Origin of the sequence: Acidiphilium rubrum (genome assembly GCF_900156265.1) — a bacterium.
Lineage (GTDB): Bacteria > Pseudomonadota > Alphaproteobacteria > Acetobacterales > Acetobacteraceae > Acidiphilium > Acidiphilium rubrum.
Window position 1 is genome coordinate 11,912 of the sequence record NZ_FTNE01000023.1, and the last position, 22,293, is coordinate 34,204.

23 protein-coding genes are annotated in these 22,293 nt (G+C 63.2%); 1 reads left to right on the forward strand and 22 read right to left on the reverse strand.

The window, feature by feature from the left end; translation table 11 throughout:
• Window positions 1-14 precede the first annotated feature (14 nt).
• The 7 genes from icmT to BW994_RS14525 form a co-directional block, all read right to left on the reverse strand.
• The gene (icmT, locus tag BW994_RS14500; RefSeq protein WP_029311989.1) at window positions 15-263 is read right to left on the reverse strand and encodes an IcmT/TraK family protein; all 249 of its coding nucleotides are present in this window, start codon (window positions 261-263) and stop codon (window positions 15-17) included.
• Window positions 253-1,470, reverse strand: a complete 1,218-nt coding sequence (locus BW994_RS14505; RefSeq protein WP_081849093.1) for a type IV pilus twitching motility protein PilT — start codon at window positions 1,468-1,470, stop codon at window positions 253-255. The genes icmT and BW994_RS14505 overlap by 11 nt, the downstream gene beginning before the upstream one ends.
• Window positions 1,463-1,714 carry a hypothetical protein gene (locus BW994_RS14510; protein ID WP_139334130.1) on the reverse strand — a complete coding sequence of 84 codons (252 nt, stop codon included), beginning with the start codon at window positions 1,712-1,714 and terminating at the stop codon, window positions 1,463-1,465. The genes BW994_RS14505 and BW994_RS14510 overlap by 8 nt, the downstream gene beginning before the upstream one ends.
• Window positions 1,711-3,003 (reverse strand): ATPase, T2SS/T4P/T4SS family, encoded by a 1,293-nt coding sequence (locus BW994_RS14515; protein ID WP_217696468.1) that lies wholly within the window; start codon window positions 3,001-3,003, stop codon window positions 1,711-1,713. The genes BW994_RS14510 and BW994_RS14515 overlap by 4 nt, the downstream gene beginning before the upstream one ends.
• Window positions 2,960-3,937 carry a type IV secretory system conjugative DNA transfer family protein gene (locus BW994_RS14520; protein ID WP_076454665.1) on the reverse strand — a complete coding sequence of 326 codons (978 nt, stop codon included), beginning with the start codon at window positions 3,935-3,937 and terminating at the stop codon, window positions 2,960-2,962. Before BW994_RS14520 ends, BW994_RS14515 begins: the two co-directional genes overlap by 44 nt.
• Window positions 3,934-4,065, reverse strand: a complete 132-nt coding sequence (locus BW994_RS20465) for a hypothetical protein (protein ID WP_281174438.1) — start codon at window positions 4,063-4,065, stop codon at window positions 3,934-3,936. Before BW994_RS20465 ends, BW994_RS14520 begins: the two co-directional genes overlap by 4 nt.
• 88 nt (window positions 4,066-4,153) lie before the next feature.
• Entirely contained in the window at window positions 4,154-4,675 is a 522-nt protein-coding gene (locus BW994_RS14525) for a DotD/TraH family lipoprotein (protein WP_029311994.1), read from the reverse strand.
• A 361-nt stretch (window positions 4,676-5,036) separates the two neighbouring features.
• Here BW994_RS14525 and BW994_RS14530 point away from each other — a divergent pair, with 361 nt between their 5' ends.
• Window positions 5,037-5,819, forward strand: a complete 783-nt coding sequence (locus BW994_RS14530; protein WP_051657359.1) for a tetratricopeptide repeat protein — start codon at window positions 5,037-5,039, stop codon at window positions 5,817-5,819.
• Here the strand turns inward: BW994_RS14530 and BW994_RS14535 are convergent.
• The 15 genes from BW994_RS14535 to BW994_RS18920 all read right to left on the reverse strand — a co-directional run bounded on the left by BW994_RS14535 (window position 5,793) and on the right by BW994_RS18920 (window position 22,293).
• A complete protein-coding gene (locus BW994_RS14535; protein ID WP_029311996.1) occupies window positions 5,793-6,890 on the reverse strand; it encodes a LysM peptidoglycan-binding domain-containing protein in 1,098 nt (365 codons plus the stop codon). The two genes, BW994_RS14530 and BW994_RS14535, sit on opposite strands and share 27 nt — an antisense overlap.
• Window positions 6,891-7,371: 481 nt before the next feature.
• Window positions 7,372-7,998: a hypothetical protein gene (locus BW994_RS14540; RefSeq protein WP_139334132.1), complete on the reverse strand. Its 627-nt coding sequence runs from the start codon at window positions 7,996-7,998 to the stop codon at window positions 7,372-7,374.
• Between the two features lie 29 nt (window positions 7,999-8,027).
• Window positions 8,028-8,723 carry a hypothetical protein gene (locus BW994_RS14545; protein WP_139334133.1) on the reverse strand — a complete coding sequence of 232 codons (696 nt, stop codon included), beginning with the start codon at window positions 8,721-8,723 and terminating at the stop codon, window positions 8,028-8,030.
• Between the two features lie 72 nt (window positions 8,724-8,795).
• Entirely contained in the window at window positions 8,796-10,844 is a 2,049-nt protein-coding gene (locus BW994_RS14550; RefSeq protein ID WP_076454667.1) for an ATP-dependent helicase, read from the reverse strand.
• 7 nt (window positions 10,845-10,851) lie between these two features.
• On the reverse strand, window positions 10,852-11,862 hold the full coding sequence (locus BW994_RS14555) for a hypothetical protein (protein WP_139334134.1): 1,011 nt from the start codon (window positions 11,860-11,862) through the stop codon (window positions 10,852-10,854).
• Window positions 11,863-11,962: 100 nt separating this feature from the next.
• Window positions 11,963-12,739, reverse strand: coding sequence for a hypothetical protein (locus BW994_RS14560; protein WP_139334135.1), 777 nt, complete (start codon window positions 12,737-12,739; stop codon window positions 11,963-11,965).
• Between the two features lie 14 nt (window positions 12,740-12,753).
• Window positions 12,754-13,656 (reverse strand): phospholipase D-like domain-containing protein, encoded by a 903-nt coding sequence (locus BW994_RS14565; protein ID WP_029312002.1) that lies wholly within the window; start codon window positions 13,654-13,656, stop codon window positions 12,754-12,756.
• Window positions 13,653-14,117 (reverse strand): hypothetical protein, encoded by a 465-nt coding sequence (locus tag BW994_RS14570; protein WP_217696469.1) that lies wholly within the window; start codon window positions 14,115-14,117, stop codon window positions 13,653-13,655. The genes BW994_RS14565 and BW994_RS14570 overlap by 4 nt, the downstream gene beginning before the upstream one ends.
• Window positions 14,107-14,430, reverse strand: a complete 324-nt coding sequence (locus tag BW994_RS14575; protein WP_029312004.1) for a hypothetical protein — start codon at window positions 14,428-14,430, stop codon at window positions 14,107-14,109. The genes BW994_RS14570 and BW994_RS14575 overlap by 11 nt, the downstream gene beginning before the upstream one ends.
• On the reverse strand, window positions 14,427-17,480 hold the full coding sequence (locus tag BW994_RS14580; protein ID WP_051657360.1) for a hypothetical protein: 3,054 nt from the start codon (window positions 17,478-17,480) through the stop codon (window positions 14,427-14,429). The genes BW994_RS14575 and BW994_RS14580 overlap by 4 nt, the downstream gene beginning before the upstream one ends.
• Window positions 17,481-17,547: 67 nt before the next feature.
• Window positions 17,548-18,276, reverse strand: coding sequence for a hypothetical protein (locus tag BW994_RS14585; protein WP_029312006.1), 729 nt, complete (start codon window positions 18,274-18,276; stop codon window positions 17,548-17,550).
• A 14-nt stretch (window positions 18,277-18,290) separates the two neighbouring features.
• Complete coding sequence (locus BW994_RS14590) at window positions 18,291-18,794, reverse strand: hypothetical protein (protein ID WP_029312007.1); 504 nt, start codon at window positions 18,792-18,794, stop codon at window positions 18,291-18,293.
• Window positions 18,795-18,970: 176 nt separating this feature from the next.
• The gene (locus BW994_RS14595; protein WP_029312008.1) at window positions 18,971-19,504 is read right to left on the reverse strand and encodes a hypothetical protein; all 534 of its coding nucleotides are present in this window, start codon (window positions 19,502-19,504) and stop codon (window positions 18,971-18,973) included.
• Between the two features lie 15 nt (window positions 19,505-19,519).
• Window positions 19,520-21,052, reverse strand: coding sequence for a hypothetical protein (locus tag BW994_RS14600; protein WP_029312009.1), 1,533 nt, complete (start codon window positions 21,050-21,052; stop codon window positions 19,520-19,522).
• The gene (locus BW994_RS18920; RefSeq protein WP_051657361.1) at window positions 21,049-22,293 is read right to left on the reverse strand and encodes a TrbI/VirB10 family protein; all 1,245 of its coding nucleotides are present in this window, start codon (window positions 22,291-22,293) and stop codon (window positions 21,049-21,051) included. Before BW994_RS18920 ends, BW994_RS14600 begins: the two co-directional genes overlap by 4 nt.

Below are 22,293 nucleotides of genomic sequence, written 5' to 3' on the forward strand. Positions count from 1 at the left end.
GACCATCTCTCCGCTCACACGAAGCGCCGCTTGCGGTCACGCGGCACGGCGGGGCGCAGCGGCCCGATCAACCAGCGCCGCAGAATCCGCATGGTGGCGACGATGTTGACGCCGAACCACCCGATCACGCCGAAGAAGACGATCCCGACCAGCGCGATCACCAGCGTGGTCAACGACCAGTAGAGTAGAAAGATCAGGGCCGGGACCAAAGCCCAGGCATCGATGATGAACAGCCGCAGCGGCTTCATCGTGTCACGCCACATCGCCGAACTCCTTCTTGAAATAGAACGCGGTCTCCTCGGAGATCCGCCCCTGCGCGAGCGCGCGGTTGGCCGCGACGGTGAAGCTCTGCCCCTGGGTGCGCAGCGCCTCACGGCAGATCGAAGGCCAGTCATCCGGTGAGGCCCCGACCAGGCGATGGTTGAGCGCCTTGTCGAAGACCAGAAACTCCCGCAGCGCGGTGCGCTTGCCATCGACCGAGGGGACCAGCCGCTGGTTGATGATCAGCCGCAGCGACTGGCCCAGCTGCACCGCGACCGCATTGCGTTCATTGACCGGGCAGAGGCTGACCGCGATCTGGGTGGTCTCCTCGACCGATCCCGCGTGCATCGTGCCGTAGATCGCGGTGCCCGAGATCGCCATCTGCGACATCACCACGATCGTCTCGGCATCGCGGATCTCGCCGAGCACCGCCACTTTGGGATTGCGCCGCTTGGCATTGCGCGCACCCGCTGCAAAACTCGGCATGTCGCGCGGGATCTCGGCCGGGCTGATCAGGGCCGACGCACCGCGCACATCGTCGTAGACGAATTCGATGGGTGCGGCGTATTCGAGGATCGAGAGATGGGCGTCGGGATCGAGCAGCATCGCGCGGATCATCCCGGCCAGGAGGGTCGACTTGCCGTTCTCGGTGGCGCCGCTAACGATGACGACGCCCTTGCTGATCCGGTACGCAGCGAGGATCTCGGGCTCCAGGGCAAGGCTCGACAAATCGGGTGCCCGTTCGGGCAGGACCCGGGCGACGATCGAGACCGTGATCACGCCGTGGGTCTCGCAGCCGGTGGCATTGACCCGGAACCGGATCGAGCGATTGCGCTCCGGTCGCGCCTTGTAGCTGACATCGAAATCCATGCCCTGCTTGAGCCGCGCCATCCCATCCGCGCCGTAGAACAGGTTGGTGGCGGTCTCGACCTCAGGAATGGTGAGATCGCGCGTTGTCGCCGGTCGCAGGCGGCCATAGCGCTGGACGAACGCCGGCGCGAAGGGTTGAAGCCTGATGTCCGAGACGTTGCGATCGGCGGCCCAGACCATGAACCGGTTCCAGTCCGCCTCGTACATCCGGGGCGGCATCGGTTCGAAGGTGAGATCCGTGTCGAGCGCCGAGGCGAGCGCGTCTTTCCCCGAAGGAGCCTCTGGTCGGATATCGGGAGCGACAACGATACGCAGGTCGTGTCGGGCGGGCTCAAGCATGAAGATCCCCCTTGCCGATGGTTTCCGGGCTCAAGACACACCCCGTCTCGACCGCATCTCGCCTCAAAGCCGCAACAGCCAGGACCGGATAGGTCTGCCGGCCCGCGCGACCCCGCGCCCGGCCATCGGCCATCCTGCGTTTCAGGGCGATCGCAAAATCCTCGGTCTCCCCATCGTCGGAATGCATCGTCGCGTCGATCGGAAAGGACGTCGGGACCACCTGGGGTGCGCTGCCGTTTGTCATGATTTCTTGGCCTGGGTGGCACCGGCCGCCCGGGCGGGCCGGCGGGTAATGATGGGGGCTGTGGTTTCCGCAACGACACGGCGGAATACCTCTGTGCTGATGACGCCGGCATTGCGGGCCACGCTGGCACAGGCCGCAAAACTCTCGCCCTCCGCTTCGAAATAGGTCAGGAACGGCAGAGGCCAGCCGCTCGGTGCCGTCTGGAGCAGGGCTTCGCGCAGGGGTGGCCCGACGATGAGATATTCCTGCAGCGCCGAGATCGATCCCTGCTGGTTGCGGACCATCTTCTGCGAGATGATCGTGCGCAGGTTCAACGCGAGTTCCGGCAGGCCCGGCGCGTGGTCCTCCCCCCTGCCCCGGCTCAGCAAAGCCAGAACACGCGCCACCGTGTTCATCACACCGCTCGTCCCGACCCCGACGAACACGCGCTTGCCCTCCGCCGCGAGCGCGAGCGCGATTTCCATCGTCGCCGGATCCCGGCATGCACCGATCGCCACAACGTCCGCGCCGATCGCGGTCGCCTGCACCATCGCCCGGTTCAGCGGTTCGCCAGGCGGCGTCTCGACCTGCAGGATCGAGGATTTCTCCCACGCGATCGGCCGGAGTTCCTGGGTGAACGAGTAATCCGTCAGGGCGTAGATGACGGCGCGATGCTCGACGCTCCGATCCTCGACGACCCAGCGGACAAGAGCTGCGATCAAACCCGTCGCGTCGCTATCCGCGCCGCCACTGACCAGCACGAGACCGCTCCGCGGCAGATGGTCCCGTAGTTCGCGATCGAGTTCATAGAACTCAATATCGGGCAGAACATTGGGCAGCAGCCGCAGGACGATCTCATGGCCGCGCAGTTCCGATGCGTCATGGATCTCGGTCTCGGTGACCTCGTAGCGCAGGTATTCCTTGTCACGCAGATGCACCCGGCCGATCTTGTGCCAGTGGCGATGCGGGCTAGCGGGCTGGGTATGATCGCCGAACAGGAACTTGCGTAATCCCCTAAGATCCTGGGGCGTGAGGAGATGGTTCGTCGCCGCGCAGAATTCCCAGTCGATCTTCGCCACCACCGGCCGCAGATCGCCAAAGAACAATTCGCTTACACCCTCCTGCACCGCGCGGCGAAGAAACTCCTGCACCGCGATCGGCCGATCGAAATTGTCGGACGGATCGCTCAGGATGGTACGATGGAATTTCCGGTAATCTTTGATCGGACGATTATCGGGGCCGCGACTGACCATGAGCACCACCGCCTCAGCGCACCGGCGGCTGGCCGATCGGCCCGCCACTCGGAACATCGGTTGGGTGCCAATGCGCGGCGTTCGGATCGAGGCCCGGCTGATTGGTGATCCGGATGACGTCGTTGCCGATCAGCATGCGGTTACGCCCGCCGGAGACCGCCTGATGATGAAAGACCAGATCGGGAGATTCGACGAGACCGGCGCGGAGCAGCACCTGGTAGCGGACCATCCCGATATAGTTGTTCTGCAGCCGGCTCAGATCATCGAGGAAGATCTGGGCCCCCTGCGCCTCGCCCAGCGCCCAGCCTTCAGCGACCCATTTGTGCCAGTATGCCACCTCCAGCCGCGAGCGCGGCCGGATCGAGCGCGGCGGGGGAACCGGCTTCGCCCAGGTCCGGACCAGATAGGTGCGCCAGTTGGGCGGCGCGGAAGCCAGCTGCGCCTGCTGGGTGATCTCGTAAACCCGATCGGTTTGCTTTGCGACCTGACCGCCAGGCGCCAGCGCGAAGGCCATCTGCGCTTCGGTGACGATCGGCGGGCGCAACAGGGTCTGCCCGTTGCTCACATCGACCATCAGTTTCCCGAAATCGAATGTCCGGTCGAGATCGGCCTGATAATTCACCAGCATCAGATTGATCGCGTAGCTTTCCGCGGCGAGACCGCCCTGCGCGCCGTAGCTGAGCGCGTTCTGCTTGAGCGCCGCACGCCGCATCGGCGAGATCGACTTGTGCTTCGCCGCAAGCGGTCGGAGTGCCTGCAACTCGTTCAGGGACGGCGGTGCCTGCCCTCCGGTCAGGATGCCATTGATCCGCGCGCCCGCGACGGGATTGTTGAGCGGATTGGCGTTGTCGCGCAGGCTCCGCGCGATCGTGGCGGGATTGTCCGAAATGCCCACCTCGGGAAACGGTGCCTGCGCCGCACGGGCGACGGGCGCGAGGAACAGGGCGGCCGGCAGCGTGGCCGCAAGGATAACAAGCCTCAATCGGTTCATCGGTAATCTCCTCGGGCATTGAGCAGTTCGGGCGGCAACGGATCATCGATGCCGAGACGGAAAAACAACGCGCCCCGGCGCGCGCCCGACACGAGGCCCGACAGGAAATCGCCTACCGGATCCGTCATCTGGACAAATCTGACGGGCACGCATGGACGGGGTGCCGGGCGGCGCGGAACCCGAAGACGGCGATATTTTCTGGCCATGACCCACCCCTCACGAATGGCCGCGCGCTGACGCGGCAGCGACCGGGCTGGGATATCGAACGTCGATCGTCTGTTCGGCGGGAATGACCGTGACCGTCGCGCGCGACCCGGCCTCGATGCCCAGGGTCCGGATCACCGTCGAGACCGGGATCTGGTCGGCATGGACCGATACCAGAACCGGCACCGTACCCTTCGGGTGGTGAACCACCACATGGTAATTGATCAGCGTGCCGAGTGCGCGAACCGCCGGGCCGAGATTACCCTCGTAATTCCACCGAATGCGTTGTTCGAGTTCGCCGGGCAGGGCCTCCGGCAATCGCGCCGAGGCCAGGGTCATCACCGGCTCGCCATCGAGCTGATCGACCGACTGGTCGGTGCGCAGGATTGCATTGTTAAGCGCCGTCTGGAGGTTCGGCATGCCGGGTGCCACGACATCCGAAGCGACTTTCGGAACCGGGCCGGTCGCGCAACCGGCAAGCAGGGCCGCCGCGAGCAGACCCGCAGCGATAGCCGAATGGTGAAAAACGCGCATGGTTATCTCCCTTCGAAGACCACGGTGCGAAACCGTATCGCCAGTCCGAACTGTTTTTTTGAGCGATCACGCAATTGGGATAGTTGAACCCGCCGGTCAGGTGACGATCCCGGTTTTCGGGAAATCGTTCCCGTTGAAGATCAGAGCAGCTTGGTGCGACTTCGCCGTATCAAAGGCGAAGAAATCGCTGTGTCAGCCGACCCGCGAGGCGATTGGCATCCTCCTCGCTGGCTATCAGCGATCAGGGCCGAAGCATCGAAGAAGATCATCCGATCCAGTCAGGGCTTCGTCCCTGTCCATGGTTTTCGAGCGGCTTCCATGGTGTTAAAGTTGAGGAGCCAACATCTCGCAAGGCTTTTTGATGAACCGCGTGACCATTCCGGCAGTTATCCTTTTCGCGGTTTTCATGCTGCCGGTCATTGGACGCGTCAGCGCTCAAACACCGTCCCGAACGAACGAGGCAAAGAGCGAATTTCGCGCCGGCATGCGGTACTACAACGCGGATAAACCCGATTTCGTAAAAGCCTTTCCTTTGATCCTGAAGGCCGCGAAGGAGGGCGATGCCGGTGCTCAGGCGCAGGTGGCGTATATGTATCAGGAGGGATTGGGGGTCAGTAAAGATCGCGCAGCAGCTATTCGATGGGCAAAGAAGTCCGCTGACCAGAATAATTCCATCGGTGAAAATACTCTAGGATATTTGTACAGAACGTCTGCCAATATACCAAATCGCTACCAAAAAGCGTTCCAACTGTACCAATCCTCGGCAAAGCAGGGAAATCCAACCGGGGAGGCCAGTCTTGGCTGGATGTATGTTCATGGCTACGGCGTAGCATTAGATTACTCCAAAGCCATTTATTGGTTCAGAAAATCGATCGAACAACATGGGTCAGACGGTGCGAACGACTTGTCGGTCTCCTATTATTTTGGGCAGGGAGTCGAGAAAAGTAAGCTGAAATCATTGAAGTGGCTCTATATCGCTGAAGCCTTTCCAAAGACCACATTGATCCGCAAAATAAAATCCAATATCGTGAATCTCGAAGCGCAGATGTCACGACGCGAGATCGCGGAAGCACATAAACTCGCGGCCAAGTGGCTATCCGAGACCAATAACGCTAGGTCAACCCGCGGCCAGGAAGAACCCTAGCTCCGGATTCCGTTCGATGAATTGACCGGTAGTCGCAAGGCCTAGACCGATAACACCCAGAATACCGATCAACGGTGCCAGACCGTTTGGTCGTGCCACTCCGCTCGACGGCTTATTGATCTTGTCTTTCATCACCAGCCGGTTGCTTGGACCTGGAATCGATCGAGCGGACGGATTTTGGCGAGCAAGGAGTGTCTTTTGCGGCGGACCCGGAATCGATCGCGCCGAAGGGTTGGTACCAGTTGAGGGTCCAGAACTTGTTGATCCACTCTCTCCGGTTTTCCCGCCTCCGCTGCCCGCCTTAATCGTTACCTCGGCCTGGCAGGTCGCGATGAACGAATAGCCTTGGAAATTGCCGGAAAACGGCTGCCATTTCAGGAGGAATTTCGGCCCTTCGTCGTCGCCTTCAAACGCGATCGAAGGCACGACGCCGTGACCGGCTCGCGTGAGATTGCAGGAAAAAGTTAGTTTTTTGGTGGTCGGCTGGTAGGTCATGTCGATGCCGGTGCTGAGTTCGCCGAGCACGGTATCCGCTTTGAATTCCTGCGAGATGACCGCGCCATGGTTGCTCAGTGTGACCAGCGCTTCGTCATGCACTGGCTGCATCAGGATGGTGCCGCTCCATTTGACTTCGGCTTGCAACGCACCGACGTGGAACTCGATGGTCTTCAGATTGTCGAGATCGTACTCGAACGCCCAGAACGGCTTGAAATGCAGATAGGCGGCGGGGTTCCGGCGTTGATCGCGGGCGATGGTCGACGGCGCGATCAACCGCGGGTCGATGCGGTTCGTGTGGCCCCGCGCGGCCTGGTCTGCTGCATCGATGACCGATGTGAGGCGTGGGCTTCGGACCAGAGGGCGCAGTAACTGCATGTCGAGGTCGGGAATCAGGACGAGCTGTTTAGGATAAATCAGGTTGGGATCGACGATCGATTTTGCGTTCTGGATCCGCCGAGCCGCCGCCCAGTTGTTGAAGCTGTAGATGCTGGGCCACAAATGACCGTAACCGAACCGGTGTTTCGAGATGTTCCACAGGCAATCGCCGGATTTCACGCGGTAGGTCTCGAACATCTGTGGTCGCTCCAGAAATCGTGATGCTGATGACATCCCGGAATGCCCACTGTCTATCGTCTGCGGCGAACGGTCACAAAAACGTGTTATCTCCGTTCATTAATGTGGTCCGTTTGGACGGTTCGATGCCGGGTAATTGCTGCTCTCGCTACCGGGGGAACCAATTCGTCGCACGATCAGGTTTCTGCCAGAGGTCGTTCACCGGACGTCCTCATCATCGCCCCTGTCGCCTATCATGGGAGACTCGACGACAGCTACGTAAGCAGCCGCCTTTAGGTGGTTCGGCTGCGTCGCCTACACGCTATATCGCCGATTTCAAAAGCAAGCGCTGTCGCTCGATCGGCGTTGGCCACCGACTGATGGTTCGCCATGCCGGGTGTCGGGACATCCGAAGCGACTTTAGGAATCGGGCCGGTCGCGCAACCGGCAAGCAGGGCCGCCGTGAGCAGACCCGAAGTGCTAGCCGAATGATGCCCAACTCTCACGGGCGATCCTCTGCCACCGGCAGCTCGATCAGCGTTGGCAATATGATCTTGATGTCATGGGTCAATCGATCGGTGAACAGATGGGTTGATCCCAGATTTTGATGAGCGATCTTGAGTTGGATCAGACTGCGCCGTGCGAAAGGCTTAAGGGAAAAGAAGGGATAAGACGGGAAGCCCCAGTTCTCCGTGAGCAAAAGATTGTAGTAATAGGCCGTCGTGTCTTCGGCCTCACAAGGCACCACCTGTCCGAGCATGAAGCCGGATTCGTATTCGAAATAGTGCTCTGAAATCGCGTAGCATCGCTCGACGCTGGCCTGCACCGCCGGAAAGCCGCCTGCGTAGAACTTGTAGACGAACGTATAGATACCCGTTTCGGTCTCGGCGCCGTTGAATCCAGCCAGCGAGATGATCTGGTTCTGCTGAGCATAATTTGGTCCTGGAAACGGTAAATTCGGGCCGATCTGATGCGCCGCGGAGGGGATATATCGATAGTAGAGCGGGCCACGAGCCGCCGGATTGAGGTTAGGCGTACCCACGCCGCCCCCCTGGGGGAGTGCGCATCCCGCCAGCAAGGACAACGTGGCAAGGACGATCGGCAATCCAGGGGATTTTAAGCTGTTCATGCAACGCCGCCTTTGCTGTTGGGGGAATTTCAGAAACGCCCGGTGTGATGGACGGGGAGGTTGCCGCCGAGAACATGATGAAGGTAAACGACCCGGCCCATCACACCGTAGCCCGTCGCGAACAGGGCGAGCGGTTGATCTGCCTCGAATATCCGGCCGTTGTCACCAAACATCCGTCCGCTCCCGTACCAATGCGAACCTTCCGCATAATGAAGCTGGTATTCACCGAGCTGAAGCCGGATCGAGACCGACATGCCGCGCCATAGATAAAATTGTACGACAGGTTGGTGAGTGTCTTCAGCGCTCAGCTCGACGAAATAATAGCGCGGCCCGGTATGGGGCGCGACCACGGTGAAATTGGCCAGCATCGTGCCGGACTGTCGGGTCGACAGCCAATGAACCGTGTCATTTGCTGGGAACGGTTCAGCGCGCATGAGCCCGAAAGGATCGAGCGGCGACGTCCAACCACCGTGCTGGCCTTCGACATGGCCGCCGACCAGATAAGCCAGCGCGAAAAGACCAACAATCCACAACAAAGATATCGGGTGGAACGAAAAGCGACGCCCGCGTCCCGCTGGCCGGTGTGCGGTCGTGCCGGGTGGCGGCGGTGGTGGTGATGGAGGTGGTGGAGTGGGCGTGCGAGGTTGCTGTTTGGTTGCGGCTTCTATCCGCCGCATACGCTCGGCCCGCCCTTCCTGGAACCAATCACGATCTTCGAGGCCCATCAGGTCGTTCTTTCCAAGCGATCCGGCGCAAACCCGCCATGTTCCACCCTGACCGGAATCCCTGTCATTGTTTTACCCTCCCATACGCCCCACGAGTTCAGCGTCAGTCGGCCAGGAAACGATCGTTTTGGCCTGCCCTGAGCCCATTGATTTCACCCGCGCGTTGGCGCGCAACCAACCGCTCACCTTATGTCCATGCGGAATATCGTCGACATAGAGCGACGGCGCTTCGTACCCGCGCCGGTACTCGCAATGCGAGACCGTGACCCGACGCATGCCGCGCGTCAGTGCGACATAGGCGAGCCGGCGCTCCTCGGCGACGTCGCCATAGGGCGGCGGGAACGCGCCCGCCTCCCAGCCCGGGAGAAACACATGCGGAAATTCCAGACCCTTGGCCTTGTGCAGCGTCATCATCTTCACCCGCTCGCCCCGATCCTCACCGGGTCCGGAGGTCGCCAGCGCCGCATGGTCGAGCAGTTCCCGCGCCGTGTGAAACCCGCCCGCTATTTCCAGTAGCTCCTGCAGGTTCTCCAGCCGATCCTCCGTGGTCTCTGCCCGACTTGCCCGCAACATCGCCCGGTAGCCCGACCCGTCGAGCAAAGCGGAGATCTGATCGGCGACACTGCTCCTTGTGTCCTGTCCGACATGGCGGATCAGATCGACGAATTTGAGGCCGGCGCCGCGACACCTCGCCGGCAGATCAGCGGTCTCGATCGCGCGCAGCATCGATGATTGCCGGAACGCGGCTTCCGCTTCCAATTCATCGAGGGCTTTCGGGCCGAAGCCGCGCGGCGGGGTGTTGATCACCCGGCGGAAGGCTTCATCGGATTGGACATCGTCCGGTGTCGTCGCGATGCGCAGGAACGCCAGCGCGTCCTTGACCTCGGCGCGCTGATAGAAACCGACGTCACCCACCAGCACATAGGGGATACGCCGGCGCATCATCGCCTCCTCAAAGCCGCGCGAGAGAAAATTGCTCCGATACAGGATCGCCATGTCATCCCAGCCGATCCCCTCGCCGTGACGGCGCTGGATTTCATCGGCGATCCCGTTCGCTTCGGCACCCGCGTCGGCAAAGCGGAGGATCTCGATCGGGTCACCGGCGGGCTTGCGGGTGAACAGCGTCTTGCCCATCCGTTCCGCGTCATGGGCGATGACGCCGTTCGCGGCATCGAGGATGTGCGCGGTGGAGCGAAAATTCTCTTCCAGCCGGATCAGCTTGCCGTCGGGATACTCCTTGAGGAACCGGCGCAGATAGACGAGATCGCTGCCGCGCCAGGAGTAGATCGCCTGGTCATCGTCGCCCACCGCGAAGATCTGGTGGTGATCGGCCGAGAGTAGCCGCAACCAGGCGTATTGGACGTAGCACACGTCCTGATATTCGTCGGCCAGCACGCAATCGAAGCGCCCGGCCCAGCGCAGCCGGTAGGCTTCATCGATCTGCATGGTCCTGGCAGGCCAGAGCAGCAGATCCCCGAAATCCGCGGCGTTGGCTTCGCGCAGTCGGCGTTGATATTCGATATAAACCGGCACCGCCGCGCGGAAACCAGCGGCATCGATCGGCCGGCGTTCACGGGTGGCCGCTCCGATCAATCCCTCGACCCGCAACGCCGCGTCTTCCGGCGCGATGAGATTGTCCTTGAAGGTCTCGATCCGCTTGGCCATCAGCTTGACCGGATCACGCGACGTGGCAATGCCCTCATCGATCGCGGCGTCGATCTGCATGGATTTCATGACGCGCTTGAGCAGCCGGCGGCTATCATCGGCATCCATGATGTCGAAACCCGGTCGGAGATGCGCCGCTTCCGGTTCGATCCGCAATTGCCGCGCGCCGAGGCCGTGGAAGGTGCCGACCCATCCGGGTTGAGCGCCCTCGCCCAGGACGGCAGCGATGCGCTCGGTCATGCCGCGCGCCGCTTTGTTTGTGAAAGTCACGGCAAGAATGCGGGACGGCGTGACGCCCGAGGCGATCCGCCGCGCGATCGCAGCCGTCAATGTCTTGGTCTTGCCGGTTCCGGCGCCCGCCAGCACCAGTACCGGCCCATCCTGACAGGCCGCGTCACGTTGTGCGACCGTCAGATCGGCAAGGAAGGGCAGCGGTGTGGCGAGACCGGTTTGCATCGCGGGCCTAATGCAGCAGACCGGAGGGCGGCGGTTCAGCCGTCACCAGGTCGGGATGGCGTTGCAGATAGGACATCCGGGTCAGGGTGCTTGCTTGTGCCGGCCCCGCATCGAGCAGGGCAGCCGCTTGACCAAAATCGGGGTGATCGCCCCGGAGATAACCCTCCATGCACGGCTTCAGCACCGGGTCCTTGGCCAGATGATCGAGGGTCCAGAGGCCGAAGGTCTGCCAGTATTGCCAATGCTGGAACACCAGCGCGCGATCTCGCAGGCGCTGCCGGTCGAACAGATCGAGATGCCATTTGGAATCGCTGATCAGGAGCGGCAGATCACGAAGATGGGCGGTCCCGCTGGAGAGGGCATCGTAGGTATCGTCGGAGACGATGATGCTCATCAATCCCTGACCACGATAGCCGCCGTGCCGGACATGCAGGCGGGAGAGAAACGCCATGTTGAGGAGCAGAGCCCCCGGTTGCCATGTCCAGGCTCCCGGCTCAGGCGTGTCCAGACGGGTCGTGGTCCTGATCGTGCTGTAGCGGTGGGGGTTGAGGGCAGTGCCCTCGTGCTCGCAGATGATGAGCACGCTGCCATAGGCCGGATAGGCGCAGGCAACGAAAACCACCGACAGGGCCGGACCCCACGGCCCGGCGCTGTCGATGCCAGCCAGGAACCGGACAAGGCCGATCGGGTTGTCCGAGAGCGGCATCGTGCCGACAAGGAAGGGACTACCACCGCCGGACCGCAGCCAGGTGGGTGAAATACCCAGCATCGCCGCGACAGAATCGATCTCCGGGTCGGTGAGCGTTGCCGTTCCGTTCGTCACAGCGCGATACCGATCGAAGTTCGGCTCACCCATCACCCTTGCCAGATATCCGATGTACCGGCGGTCGGGCGGCAGTGCGAGGTTGATCGCCTTCCGCAGACGTTCGGCGAGCGTCGCCGGCGCGCGCCGGGGTTCATCGTTGCCTCCCTGATCAGCGGGCGGGGGTGGCGCCGCCATGCCCGAAACCCCGCTCATTGCCGGCGCCATTTCAGGGGGGTGGGGAATCTTGGGCATGGATCGCAGCAGGGCAGCGGCGCCCTCGTGATGGATCGGTCGGCCACGACTGCCCGGATCATCAAAACGACCTCTGACGGACTGACGTGAAGCTGGGCGACGGGGTGGCGATCGTGATCGCTTCGTCGTCCGACACAGAGAACTGCTCGCGCAGATAGGCATCCCGCCGGTCCCGATAGATGTTGCGGAACCCGAACCGGCGGCTCGGCTGCTTGCCCGCGACCAGCATGATCACGGCACCGAATGAAACGACGAGCGCGTCGAACGCCATCAGGCTGCGCGCCAGGTCACCGATCCGGATGATCTGCGATCCGGTGACCGCCGCGTGAGGCAAGGGCATCTTCAACCCGCCGAAAGCGAACAGGAACAGCATCTCCCAGGCCAGCGCGAGCGGCGCGACGACGAAGATACTGGAGAGAAGACGCACCATCACCTTGAACAGATTGAGGGCCTGCTCGAAGGCGATCGCCGGATCCTCGACCAGCCCGAGTTCCAGTGCGGCGAGATCACGGACGGGCACCATCGCGATGACCTCCCAATCGACGGAGAGCGATTTGACGAGCCCGACCGGTCGGTCTGATGTCCAGCGCAGGCGTGCGCACCAGCTCTGGAACAAGGCGACCACCGCCGCGGTCACGGCAAAGAGCATGAGAATGATCGACTTTGTCTCGCCCGCCTTTCCGATCAGCAGGCCGGGCAGATAGAAACAGAGCGCCGGGATCATCGCCGCGCTGAACCCGAGCAGGATCCGGCTCAATAGCGGTTCCAACCCCTTTCGGGTTTTTCGGACAGGCGGCAGACGCAAGCGGCAGATTTCATCAAGGAACATGTCGGTCATGGTGTTTCCTTCCATCATGTCGGCTGGTGCAGGTGGACGGCGTTGTGCCAGTCGATCTCGAACTGCCGTCGCAACGCGGCCCGGTCCCGCCCGGAATACAGAATGATCCCGATCTCTCGGTTGGCGTTGAGGCTCGCCCGCGAAAAATTCTGCGAGCCGATGAACGCGGCCTGCGACCCCACGATCATCTTGGCGTGCAGATAGACCGGATGTTTCGGCAGGAACCCGACGTGCACACCGTGACGCTGTAGTGCCGCGACCCGATCGCGGTCCGACCGGGAGAGTGTCATCGGAAAGATGATCCGCGCATCCGGCCCCTTCGCCTCGATCGCCCGGATGATCGGAGGATCATCGCCGAGTTCCTCGGCCTCGATATCGACGTGGCCCGACTGGTCGATCACCCGCGCCAGGGTCGGTTCGGCGCCCGGCGATACCACCAGGGTCGGCGCGCTGGTCCGGCCCTGATCACCTGCCGGAAGGTTGAACCAATCCGCCCGGAAAATCCGCTCTAGGGCTGCCACCAGAGCCGGGCTGGCGGTCCGGTCGATATAGTCGCGGTCATGGTGGAACGCTGAAGCGTCCCAGTTCGCCGAGCCGATCAGCACCTCGCCATGGCTGACCGCGTATTTGGCATGATCGAACCGGTACCTGCCCTCGAAGCGCTTCGGCGCGACATGAACATGCGCGCCGGTGGCCCGGAGATGCGCCAGCTCGCGGGACACCAGGGATCGGGATATTCCATAGGGTTCGCCGTCCACGATGACATAGGTTTTCACACCGCGCCGCACGTCTGCCTTGATCGCCCGCAGCACCGGCTTGCTCGCGAGATAATAGACATTGATCCCGAGCGTCACCCGCGCGTCCTCGATGAAGCGGATCACCGGGGCGGGACCGGATTGCGGACAGATCGAGATCATGACGCCAGATTGTCCGGATTGCTGTGAAGCCGGCCCTGGCACCGCTCGATTTCGCGGGTCCGGTGCAGGATGCCGCCGGACTCCGAGCGATCATAAGCGAGGGCCACGATCCGGAACCCGCCGAAGGCGAGGAAGATGAGGCCCAGCAATTCGAGACTGTAGGGGGCGTGGGGCAGGCGTAGCAGCCATCGACCATCGAATGCGGTGTTGTAGGCCATCCAGGTCAGCGCGGCCGCGCCGCCCGCCGTGGTGCCCGCGATCAGCAGATCGAACAGATCACCCGCCCGTGCCGCGCTGATGGCCGAGGTGGAAGAGGCGGCCGACCTGGTCGAGGCGACCACGGTGCTCGAACTGGCCGAGCTGGCAGGCTTCACGTCAGGGACCGCGGCAGGCAAGCGGGTGAACGCTGGCTGAGCGCGAAGGGCTGCCGGTTCGAGGGGCATGTCTCGTTCACATTCCATGATCGCCAACCTTTCGCTCAAGTTCATCGAGGCCGATTTCCGCGGCGACCAACCGGCGTTTCATGTCATCGAGATCGCTGCGCAGCTGGCGGATCGTGGCACGCGTATCGGTCACCATGTCGGTGACGACCGGGTCCAGACTTTCGAACGCCATGTTGAGCGCCTGGTTGGCGTTGTGGGCCGGCTGTGATTGCCGATCGAGCCATCGGCTGAGGGCTTCGGCGGAGCGGGTTGTGAACCGGACCGACGCCGATGTCTGGGCCTGCGGACGCCAGATCCGTTCGGCCGTAAGGCGATCGCTGGCGCGGGTCATTCGGCGGCCTCGCGGTAGGTCTGTCGGACCGGCTGCGGTTCGAAGCCGCGCAGCATGATCGCGATGCCACGACCATCGTAGATATCCTGCGCCAGTTCGTCGGTGACCCCGGCCTCGATCACCGCCTGATCGGCATCCCGCGTGAGGCGTTCATCGCGCCGGCGACGGATCTCACCTTCGGCACTGCCGTTCGGGAACACCAGGGCCAGCCGCCGGCGCGCCTCGGCAGGGCCGAGCATGGAATAGAGCCGGGTGCGCAGATGGACGTCCAGCGGCGTCGTGCTGAGCGCCCAGAGCTCGATCGGCCCCAGGCTGTTGACCATCATCTGCTCGTATTTGGCGTTATCGACTTCGGCGACCATCAGGAACGGCGCGCCACCTCCGTTCCGGTCGGGGCCGGTCAAGCGGTTGCGCAGCACGAAGGCCGAGGCCTCCGATAACTGGAACCGCTTGATGATGGTCTCGCGTTCCTTGTCGTCGCGCGCGCCGAGGACGATCTGCTCGTTGGTGTTCCTGATCAGATCATCGTCGAAATGTTCGATGCTCTGCGAAGCGACGACGATCTGGACGTTGTGCTTGCCCCCTTCGAGCAGATCGCGAACCACCTGGGCGCGCACGAAGGGTGACGCCTTGGTGCGATGGTATTCGTCGTAATCGAGCCGCTTGACCGATTCCTTGAACTCGCGGAACCTCGGCGCGTGATAGGCTTTCATCGCATCCGGGACATGGACCAGATAATCCGGATGCAGGAAGAAGTTCCGCCCGATGATGTGGCGGGCCAGCATATATATCAGCGCCGTCTTGCGATCGGCATCCGCGCTGCCGCTCGGCGCGACCTCTTGCAGATCGAGCACGATCACCCGGGCCGGCCCGAAATCCAGACTGGTCGCCTTGTTGAGGGTCGGGATCTCGCGGATCAGGGATTTGATGTAGCGCTCGAACATCTCGGCGAGGGTCTCGCTGGTTTCCTTACCCCTGAATGAGAAATCCCCCCGGATCCGATCGGCGCGCGCGGCGCTGATCAGATCCTCGAGGATCGGCACCGCATGACGCTGGGCCAGACCGGCCAATTCGTATTCGCCACGGGCGCAGAGCACATCGACGATCTCCCACCACCAGGGATGGGTCGCCTCGATCCGGATGGCATTGGTGGTGAGGTAGGCATCGATCGTCGGCACCGTGCCGGGCACGTAGACTTTCGGGGTGACGTTCTCGCCGATATCGCTGAACATGCGGAAGGCTTCATCGATGACGAGGCCTATGAACTGGTTCATCCCCTCGAAGCCCACCGACGCATCCTGCGACAATGTTGCCAGCGACAGGAAATTGATCAGAAAGGAGCGTTCCAGCGGCAGCGGATGACGGCAACCGAGTTGCAGATCGAACGGGTTGTATTCATAGCCCGAGCGGAACCGCAGCCGCACATAGATCGCCTCGTTCTGCCGTTCGACAGGTAGGCCGTTACGCAGCAGTAGGACGAACCCCTCGGCAGAGTCACCGACATCGATCTTGCCGATCAATGGCAGCCGGGCGCCGAGGGTGCCTTGCGACGCGGTGGACAGGCAGAGGCCGAGGTTGATTGCATTCGCCAGGGTGGATTTGCCGAAGCGCGGCGGTGCGACGATCAGGGTGAACACAGCACCGCGCCCGGAGCCGGAGGGGTCATACGGCGCGATCCGCCCATCCGGACTGCGGAATAGCACGCTCCCCTTGCGCCAGGCCGACGCAGGGCGGCCCCAGGGCAGCATCCTCAGCGCCTGCGAGATCGGCGGGGTACCCGAGGGGGCGGTCGAGCCGAAGGCCAGGCCCAGCGCGCTGCCCATCAGCGCCTCGAGGGGATCGCCGGCGGTCAGCCCGACATTGCAATTGCCCCAGGCCTGGACGCGCTGGGCGAGTACCGCCGCCTGACGGCGCAGCGTTGCGCGCTCGCCGCGCGGTGCCCAGGTGGCAAAGGAACAACGCCAGCGCACGGTCACCTCGGCGGTCGTCTCCTTCAGGTGGCGGAGGTTCTGGAATGCCCGCATCACCGCGCGGTTGGTCGGATCGAACGCCAGCATCGTCGCGATGCCCGATTTGAGCCCCGCGAGGATCGCCCCGCCGCCCTCCACCCACATCGACATCCGCCACGGAATGTTCGATGCCGCCATGCGCGCGACCAGCTCGGAGAACGACCGCGCATCCTCGGGGCCGACGGTGACTTCGACCGTGGTCCATTCATAGGCCCCCATGGTGACGATCCGCATGCCCTCGGTCTCGGCATCATCGGCGAGCAGCTGGGATGACAGCGAGGGCCACAGTAGAAAATCGACCTGCCCCTTCTTCGGCTTGCCGTCGGGCAACCGAGGGGCAACCGGATCACCGGGCAGGATCGCCCGCCAGTGCGGCTCAGTGGTCTGCCCGATCGCCTCGCGGATACAGCGCAGGGCGTCGCGCGGATCGAGTTCGTCGCAGGCGACGTCGATCCCCCGCAACGCCGTGACCACCCGGGCGACGAAGGCGGTGTGTTTGGTCGCGAGCAGATCCGTGGCCAGAAAGATGTTCTGGGTGTTGGTGAGCGAGGGTGCGCCATCGGCCAATTTGGTCTGTTCGGCGGAGACGATCTTCTCCTCATCGCGGGTCAACAGGGCGCGGCGCGACCAGACGACGAGAAAGCACCGCTCCCAGCGCATCAGCTTGGGAAACACCCGTTCGCGCTCGTTGAAAATGTCATCGAGATTGATATCGAGTTCGCGCGCGGTGGCGCGTGGACCGGCCAGATGGGTTGCGATCGCTTCGACGATCAGGCCGGGATCGGTGGCAAACCAGGCCTGCAGCCCGTGTCCCTGGAACTCGAAGCCCGACTGGATGTCAAGGCGCAGCTTCTCGACCTTGGCGTCGACGTCGCCGGCGTTGAACATCCGCCGCGAGCCGTGGATTTCGATGAGCGTGATATACTCGCCTTTGGTGGTCAGCAGCGACGAGCCATCGACGGTCTCGAGATCGCAGTAGGAAACCAGCGGCTGTCTGAAGAGGCCGAAAATACCGCCGAGGATCTTGTCGGATAGTGCCATTACAGCCTCACAGACTCTGTGAAGGCGAATTTGCGGCGAACTCCTGAATGGAATTCGGTGGTTTGCATCACACGGCCTCCTGAGCAGTCTTGATGTTGGTCCCAGTATTTGTCTTGTTATCGGTCTCGGTGTTGGTATTGGTCTGGGCCTCGCCCTTGGCGGGCGGCTGCACGCCGAGCGCCTCGGCATAGCGATCCGTGCCATCGACCACGTAGCGCCCGAGCGGCAGCAGTCGCAGCCCGGCACTCAGCTTTGCGGGGCAGATCCCGCGCCCCGGATCGGCCGCATAGAACAGCGTCACCAGATCCCGCGCGGTCGGTGGATAGCCGCCGAGGATGATCCCGAGACGTGCGTTTCGATTGGCCAGGGCGAGATAGGTCGAGATCAGATCCCGCGTTGCCTGATCATCGAGCGCGGGCCGGTGCCGCTGGTCGATCACCGGGGTTTCGCCGGCGATGATCAGACGCTGATGCAGCAGCCGGGTCAGACGGTTGATCGCGCACTGCGGGATCTCCGGTGCCCAGACCGGCAGGAACTCGACCGCCGCGTGGGATCGGTGCAGGCCCTGGCATGCACGGCATAGCGGACAGGCCGCTACGAGATTGCCGCGCTCGAAATTCATGGCGTCACTGTCGATGAAATAGAGATCGAGCCATCCGCCGCTCGCCTGGCAGATGGCGCAGACGCCTCTGGCATCCGCGATGACGGATAGGCGCGTCCCCGCATCCTCCCGATCGAGCGCCGCCGGATGGGCGGGACGACAGACCGATGGGATAAGGTGCTGAAGACGCGCCATCACATCCGCTCCGATCAGCCGGCGCCAGCGCCGTTGCCGTAGGTCAGCTGCGCCGTCTGGCCGGTGACGGTTGCCACGCCACCGGTGACGGTTTCGGCCGACTTGCCTACCATGCTGGGCAGACCCGCCATGAACCCCGCGGCGAGCAGCGACGCGAACGCGTAGCTCATCTTGTGCTGCCCGTTGGGGTTCTTGTGGTGCTGCCAGAAGGTGTAGGCGGCATAGGCGGCTGCGATGCCGGCGATGCAGTAGCTGACGAACTCCAGCGCGAAGCCGAAGCCGTAGGAGAGATCGCCGGACGTCGCCGCGGCCTGCGCGCCGATGCCGCCGGTAACGGCGGTGGGCGCGGTGCCCGCCGCGAAGGCGATGCCGTGACCGAACGTGATCGCGGCGATGGCCACCGCACCAGCCCCGAGGATCCGGCGCAGTGCCGGGCGGGACTTTGGTGCGATGGTCGGGGTGGTGGACCCGGCACGGTCATCGACCGGACCGGATTGACGCTTGAAAAGGCTGGTCATGAAAACACTCCGTGATTGAGAGGGACAATTCCCGGCGACAGGAGAGCGATCTGCATCGCAAGTGGATCGAACAAAATGCGGGGTACACGCTGTTGTGATTTGGATGCCCGGAGAGACCGGACACCAGGGGCTCACGGGAGGACGAAGCGATGCCGGAAGCGCCCGCCTCCCGTGGGTCAGGAGAAATTCGTCATGATCCATTGGGTCACCGTGACGATGTTGATGAGGCCGAGACCGAAGATCAGCTGGATGGCGGGACCGGAGTACCCGCCGCGCCGCTCGCCCTTGCCGACCGCATAGACCTTGTTCCCCGCGAGAAAGACCATCAGCGCGCCGAAGGGGATGAAAAAGCCGACGAACATGATGACCAGGTTGAGCACGGTCGCTTCGGGGGTCGTGCCCAGAACGCCGGGGGCGGTCGATGAGGTGTAGGACGTGATCTGCGAGGTGAGGCCGAACTGGACGGACCCGCCGAACGACGCCTCCGCCTTGTTGAGGATACGATCGAACGAGAGAAAGCAGCTCGCGATGAACAGCGCGAGGAACGGCAGATATTTGTGCCCGGCCCAATAGGAGCCGGGCTTGGCCGACTGCCACAACCCGTAGCCACCAAGGATGAACAGGCTGCTGCCAATGATGTAGCAGAGGGCGGGCAGGATGATGGTGATCGCATTACCGATCGCGTCCGCCAGGTTGAGAAATCCCTGCACTGGCCGGCTCCCCGCCTACCGAATGACGCCGTGCGTCGTGCGGACTACCCACGACATGCCGTCCTCGGTCACCGCCAGCACCCGACCGACACCCGGAACGGCATCCCCGACCGAGACTTCATCGATTTGACCATCATGGGAGAGGATCGCGACACCTGGCGATGCCGCTTCGATGCGGTAGCTCGATGCCGTGATCGTCCCCGCCGGGACCGCGCTATGCGACTGGAAGATATGCGGGTGGATGGCAGCGCGGGGGGCTTCGGCCGGCTTCACCGCAAGCGCCAGGGCACTTTTCGCCTGATCGAGGTGGAGAGTCCGACTGAAGCTATCCAGGCGCCGCGTCGTCGTTGCCTGCAGTGTCGCGACCTGATGCGCCAGCGCCTCGTTCTGATCGCGGAGCTGTGCCACCAGCACGCCGAGTTGCGACACCATGGAGAGGACCGGGATCTCGGATTTCGGGGTCAGGGGGCTGGCAACCAGATGGGTTGCGGCCTCGACCGGATGCGCGATCTTCACCAGCGTCGCGGGACCACCGGTATTCACCGGCGCAGACGGTGGGGAGGGCAAGATCGTCGCCGACGGCGCTTGGACTGCGTGGTTTGTCGGCATGGCAATTACGGGGGCGGGTGGGTGAAGCAGGGCGTTGATGACGGATGTCGGTGTCTGCGCGGGCGTGACGGCGCTAGCCGCAAGGTTTGGCGTAACCGTCTCATGTCCCGCTGTCTCCGCAGGTACCGAACCAGGCGCGGTCGTCACCGAGTGTGCCGGATGAGGCGTTGCGATCATCGGCTGATGGTTCGTGGTGACCGGGCCGGGCGGCGCCGAAACGTCATCCGCCCCGCCGCGGAGCGCCAGGGCCAGGGTGGACGTCTTCCGGACTGAAGCAGATTGAACCGCGCTGGCCGTCGATTTGATCGTGCCTGCTGAAGCCGCACGGTCGGTGGCGTGCTGCGCCGCTTCTGCCGCAGATCCCGGTTGCAGATCGACCAGGGCTTTCAAGGATGACCCCGCAAGACCCGCCGGATGGTCCCCCTGATGAGATTTTTGCATCGCGATGGGGGGTTTCGCCGCACCACTGCTGGCGGCCAGATCGGCCGGTCCGCTCGAAGCCGCAGCGGGGTCGGTCTTGTCGTGCGGGGTCGTGTGGGTAACCCCTGACGAGGTCTTTCCCCCATCAACCTTGTGGACATGCCGGGGATAGAAAACTGGAGGAGCTTCCGTCGCAAGCGAAAGCGTTGGGATCGTGGGGGTGACGACGTGGCGATGGAATAGATGGGCGATGAGTGGATCGACCAGTGGCTCGATCCGGTGGCGCAGAATGAAGCCCGCGGTAACCCCCGCGACAACGAGGGCCGTCGTGGCGAACAGGATGGTATCGCGTTTGCGCGCGCGGGGCGGCGCGGCCGGCTCGGTTGGGGTTGAGATCGGCGTCCGCGGGAGCGGCGCATCGGAGATTGCATCGGACATGGCGGGGCCTTTCAGGAAAATTGAGGAAACATGCGGATTGATGGCGGCGGGGCCGGTGAGCGGCGGGGTACTCGTGGTCATGGCGTGGACGCCTTCAAAGGCGAGAGAAACAGGACGCCGACGTCGGTGCCCGCGGCCAGCTTGACCGTGGGGCCTTTCGGCGCGGTCTGCTGGATGATGTTGCCGAGCGTGCCGGCGGCATTGCCGAACCCGGCAGCGACCGCCTGAGCGGTGTTGACGTGGGTGAACACGGTCAGCCCGCCCAGCGGTGAGGTCTGCTCCACCGAACCGCTCTGGCCGAGCGAGCCGCCGAGCGCCTCGACGAACGCCGCAGCAGCCGGCAGGATGATCCGGTCGACATAATGCTCGTTCACCGAGGTCGCGACCGCGGTGCGCATCGTATCGGGCGTCACGACCAGCGCATTGATCGATGCCTGCTCACCGTCCTTCAGGGTGATCGAGGTCAGCTTGATCACAAGCCGATCTCCTTCACGGCTGAACGAGCCGAGCATGTCATCCCCCGCGATCGGCCCGGACAGCGCCTGGACCTCGACCGGACTTGCCCCTTGATCCGAGGACACTCCCAGCTTCGTGACGCCGTAGACGCCATGACCTGCCGGGATGAGAACCTTCGGGCGATCTCGCGGAACGCCGAAGGGGATTTTGCCGGAGGCTTCCGCCGGGTCGGTACGTGAGGCGCTGACCGGCATGGGAGGTGGGTCCTTCGCCACAACCGGCTTGATGATCACGTTGGTGGCCGGTTCCGGTCCGTTCATCTGCCCCATGAGCGACCGGATCTGGGCCGTATAGGCCTGATAGCGGGACGGATCATACGAAGCGACCGACTTCGGTGTGGGATCGGTATGACGACGGGTCATCGCCGCAAACGGATGCGTTGGTTGTGTCGATGGCTGTGTCGATGGGTGCGTGGCGCCCGGTTGCGGCGTGAATGTCTGGGCGACCGGGACGATCGCGGCAACGGCCCGCTGGGGCATTTGCCGGGGACGATCGGCTACGGCATTCCCGAACGGACCCGCGTAGCTTCCCCCATGGGCGCCGGCTTTCTTTGCCTTGAGCGCATCCTGATCCTTCATCAGCTGCTGATCATAGGCAGACCGAGAATTGTTTCGCGTCCCGCCCCCATGGCCGAGCTTCGGGACGAACCCCACGACGCTGGTCGGTGGTTTGGGTTTGGGTTTGACCACCGCGTAGGCGCTGATCGCGGTGACGCCCAGCACACCGGCTCCGATCAGCAGCTTGCGCTTGCCGACAGAAGAAACACCGGTACGAAGCTGGTCGAGGATGGGAAATCTCGCGGCCAT

What these genes read in the sequence shown, in the direction of transcription:
- BW994_RS20465 (WP_281174438.1), bottom strand. Translation starts at nt 4,065, where the DNA reads ATGACGGATCCGGTAGGCGATTTCCTGTCGGGCCTCGTGTCGGGCGCG.
- BW994_RS14565 (WP_029312002.1), bottom strand. Translation starts at nt 13,656, where the DNA reads ATGATCTCGATCTGTCCGCAATCCGGTCCCGCCCCGGTGATCCGCTTC.
- BW994_RS14510 (WP_139334130.1), bottom strand. Translation starts at nt 1,714, where the DNA reads ATGACAAACGGCAGCGCACCCCAGGTGGTCCCGACGTCCTTTCCGATC.
- BW994_RS14600 (WP_029312009.1), bottom strand. Translation starts at nt 21,052, where the DNA reads ATGACCACGAGTACCCCGCCGCTCACCGGCCCCGCCGCCATCAATCCG.
- BW994_RS14580 (WP_051657360.1), bottom strand. Translation starts at nt 17,480, where the DNA reads ATGGCACTATCCGACAAGATCCTCGGCGGTATTTTCGGCCTCTTCAGA.
- BW994_RS14560 (WP_139334135.1), bottom strand. Translation starts at nt 12,739, where the DNA reads ATGACCGACATGTTCCTTGATGAAATCTGCCGCTTGCGTCTGCCGCCT.
- BW994_RS18920 (WP_051657361.1), bottom strand. Translation starts at nt 22,293, where the DNA reads ATGGCCGCGAGATTTCCCATCCTCGACCAGCTTCGTACCGGTGTTTCT.
- BW994_RS14550 (WP_076454667.1), bottom strand. Translation starts at nt 10,844, where the DNA reads ATGCAAACCGGTCTCGCCACACCGCTGCCCTTCCTTGCCGATCTGACG.
- BW994_RS14530 (WP_051657359.1), top strand. Translation starts at nt 5,037, where the DNA reads ATGAACCGCGTGACCATTCCGGCAGTTATCCTTTTCGCGGTTTTCATG.
- BW994_RS14540 (WP_139334132.1), bottom strand. Translation starts at nt 7,998, where the DNA reads ATGAACAGCTTAAAATCCCCTGGATTGCCGATCGTCCTTGCCACGTTG.
- icmT (WP_029311989.1), bottom strand. Translation starts at nt 263, where the DNA reads ATGTGGCGTGACACGATGAAGCCGCTGCGGCTGTTCATCATCGATGCC.
- BW994_RS14520 (WP_076454665.1), bottom strand. Translation starts at nt 3,937, where the DNA reads ATGAACCGATTGAGGCTTGTTATCCTTGCGGCCACGCTGCCGGCCGCC.
- BW994_RS14545 (WP_139334133.1), bottom strand. Translation starts at nt 8,723, where the DNA reads ATGGGCCTCGAAGATCGTGATTGGTTCCAGGAAGGGCGGGCCGAGCGT.
- BW994_RS14525 (WP_029311994.1), bottom strand. Translation starts at nt 4,675, where the DNA reads ATGCGCGTTTTTCACCATTCGGCTATCGCTGCGGGTCTGCTCGCGGCG.
- BW994_RS14570 (WP_217696469.1), bottom strand. Translation starts at nt 14,117, where the DNA reads ATGGAATGTGAACGAGACATGCCCCTCGAACCGGCAGCCCTTCGCGCT.
- BW994_RS14535 (WP_029311996.1), bottom strand. Translation starts at nt 6,890, where the DNA reads ATGTTCGAGACCTACCGCGTGAAATCCGGCGATTGCCTGTGGAACATC.
- BW994_RS14575 (WP_029312004.1), bottom strand. Translation starts at nt 14,430, where the DNA reads ATGACCCGCGCCAGCGATCGCCTTACGGCCGAACGGATCTGGCGTCCG.
- BW994_RS14585 (WP_029312006.1), bottom strand. Translation starts at nt 18,276, where the DNA reads ATGGCGCGTCTTCAGCACCTTATCCCATCGGTCTGTCGTCCCGCCCAT.
- BW994_RS14515 (WP_217696468.1), bottom strand. Translation starts at nt 3,003, where the DNA reads ATGTTCCGAGTGGCGGGCCGATCGGCCAGCCGCCGGTGCGCTGAGGCG.
- BW994_RS14505 (WP_081849093.1), bottom strand. Translation starts at nt 1,470, where the DNA reads ATGCTTGAGCCCGCCCGACACGACCTGCGTATCGTTGTCGCTCCCGAT.
- BW994_RS14555 (WP_139334134.1), bottom strand. Translation starts at nt 11,862, where the DNA reads ATGAGCGGGGTTTCGGGCATGGCGGCGCCACCCCCGCCCGCTGATCAG.
- BW994_RS14590 (WP_029312007.1), bottom strand. Translation starts at nt 18,794, where the DNA reads ATGACCAGCCTTTTCAAGCGTCAATCCGGTCCGGTCGATGACCGTGCC.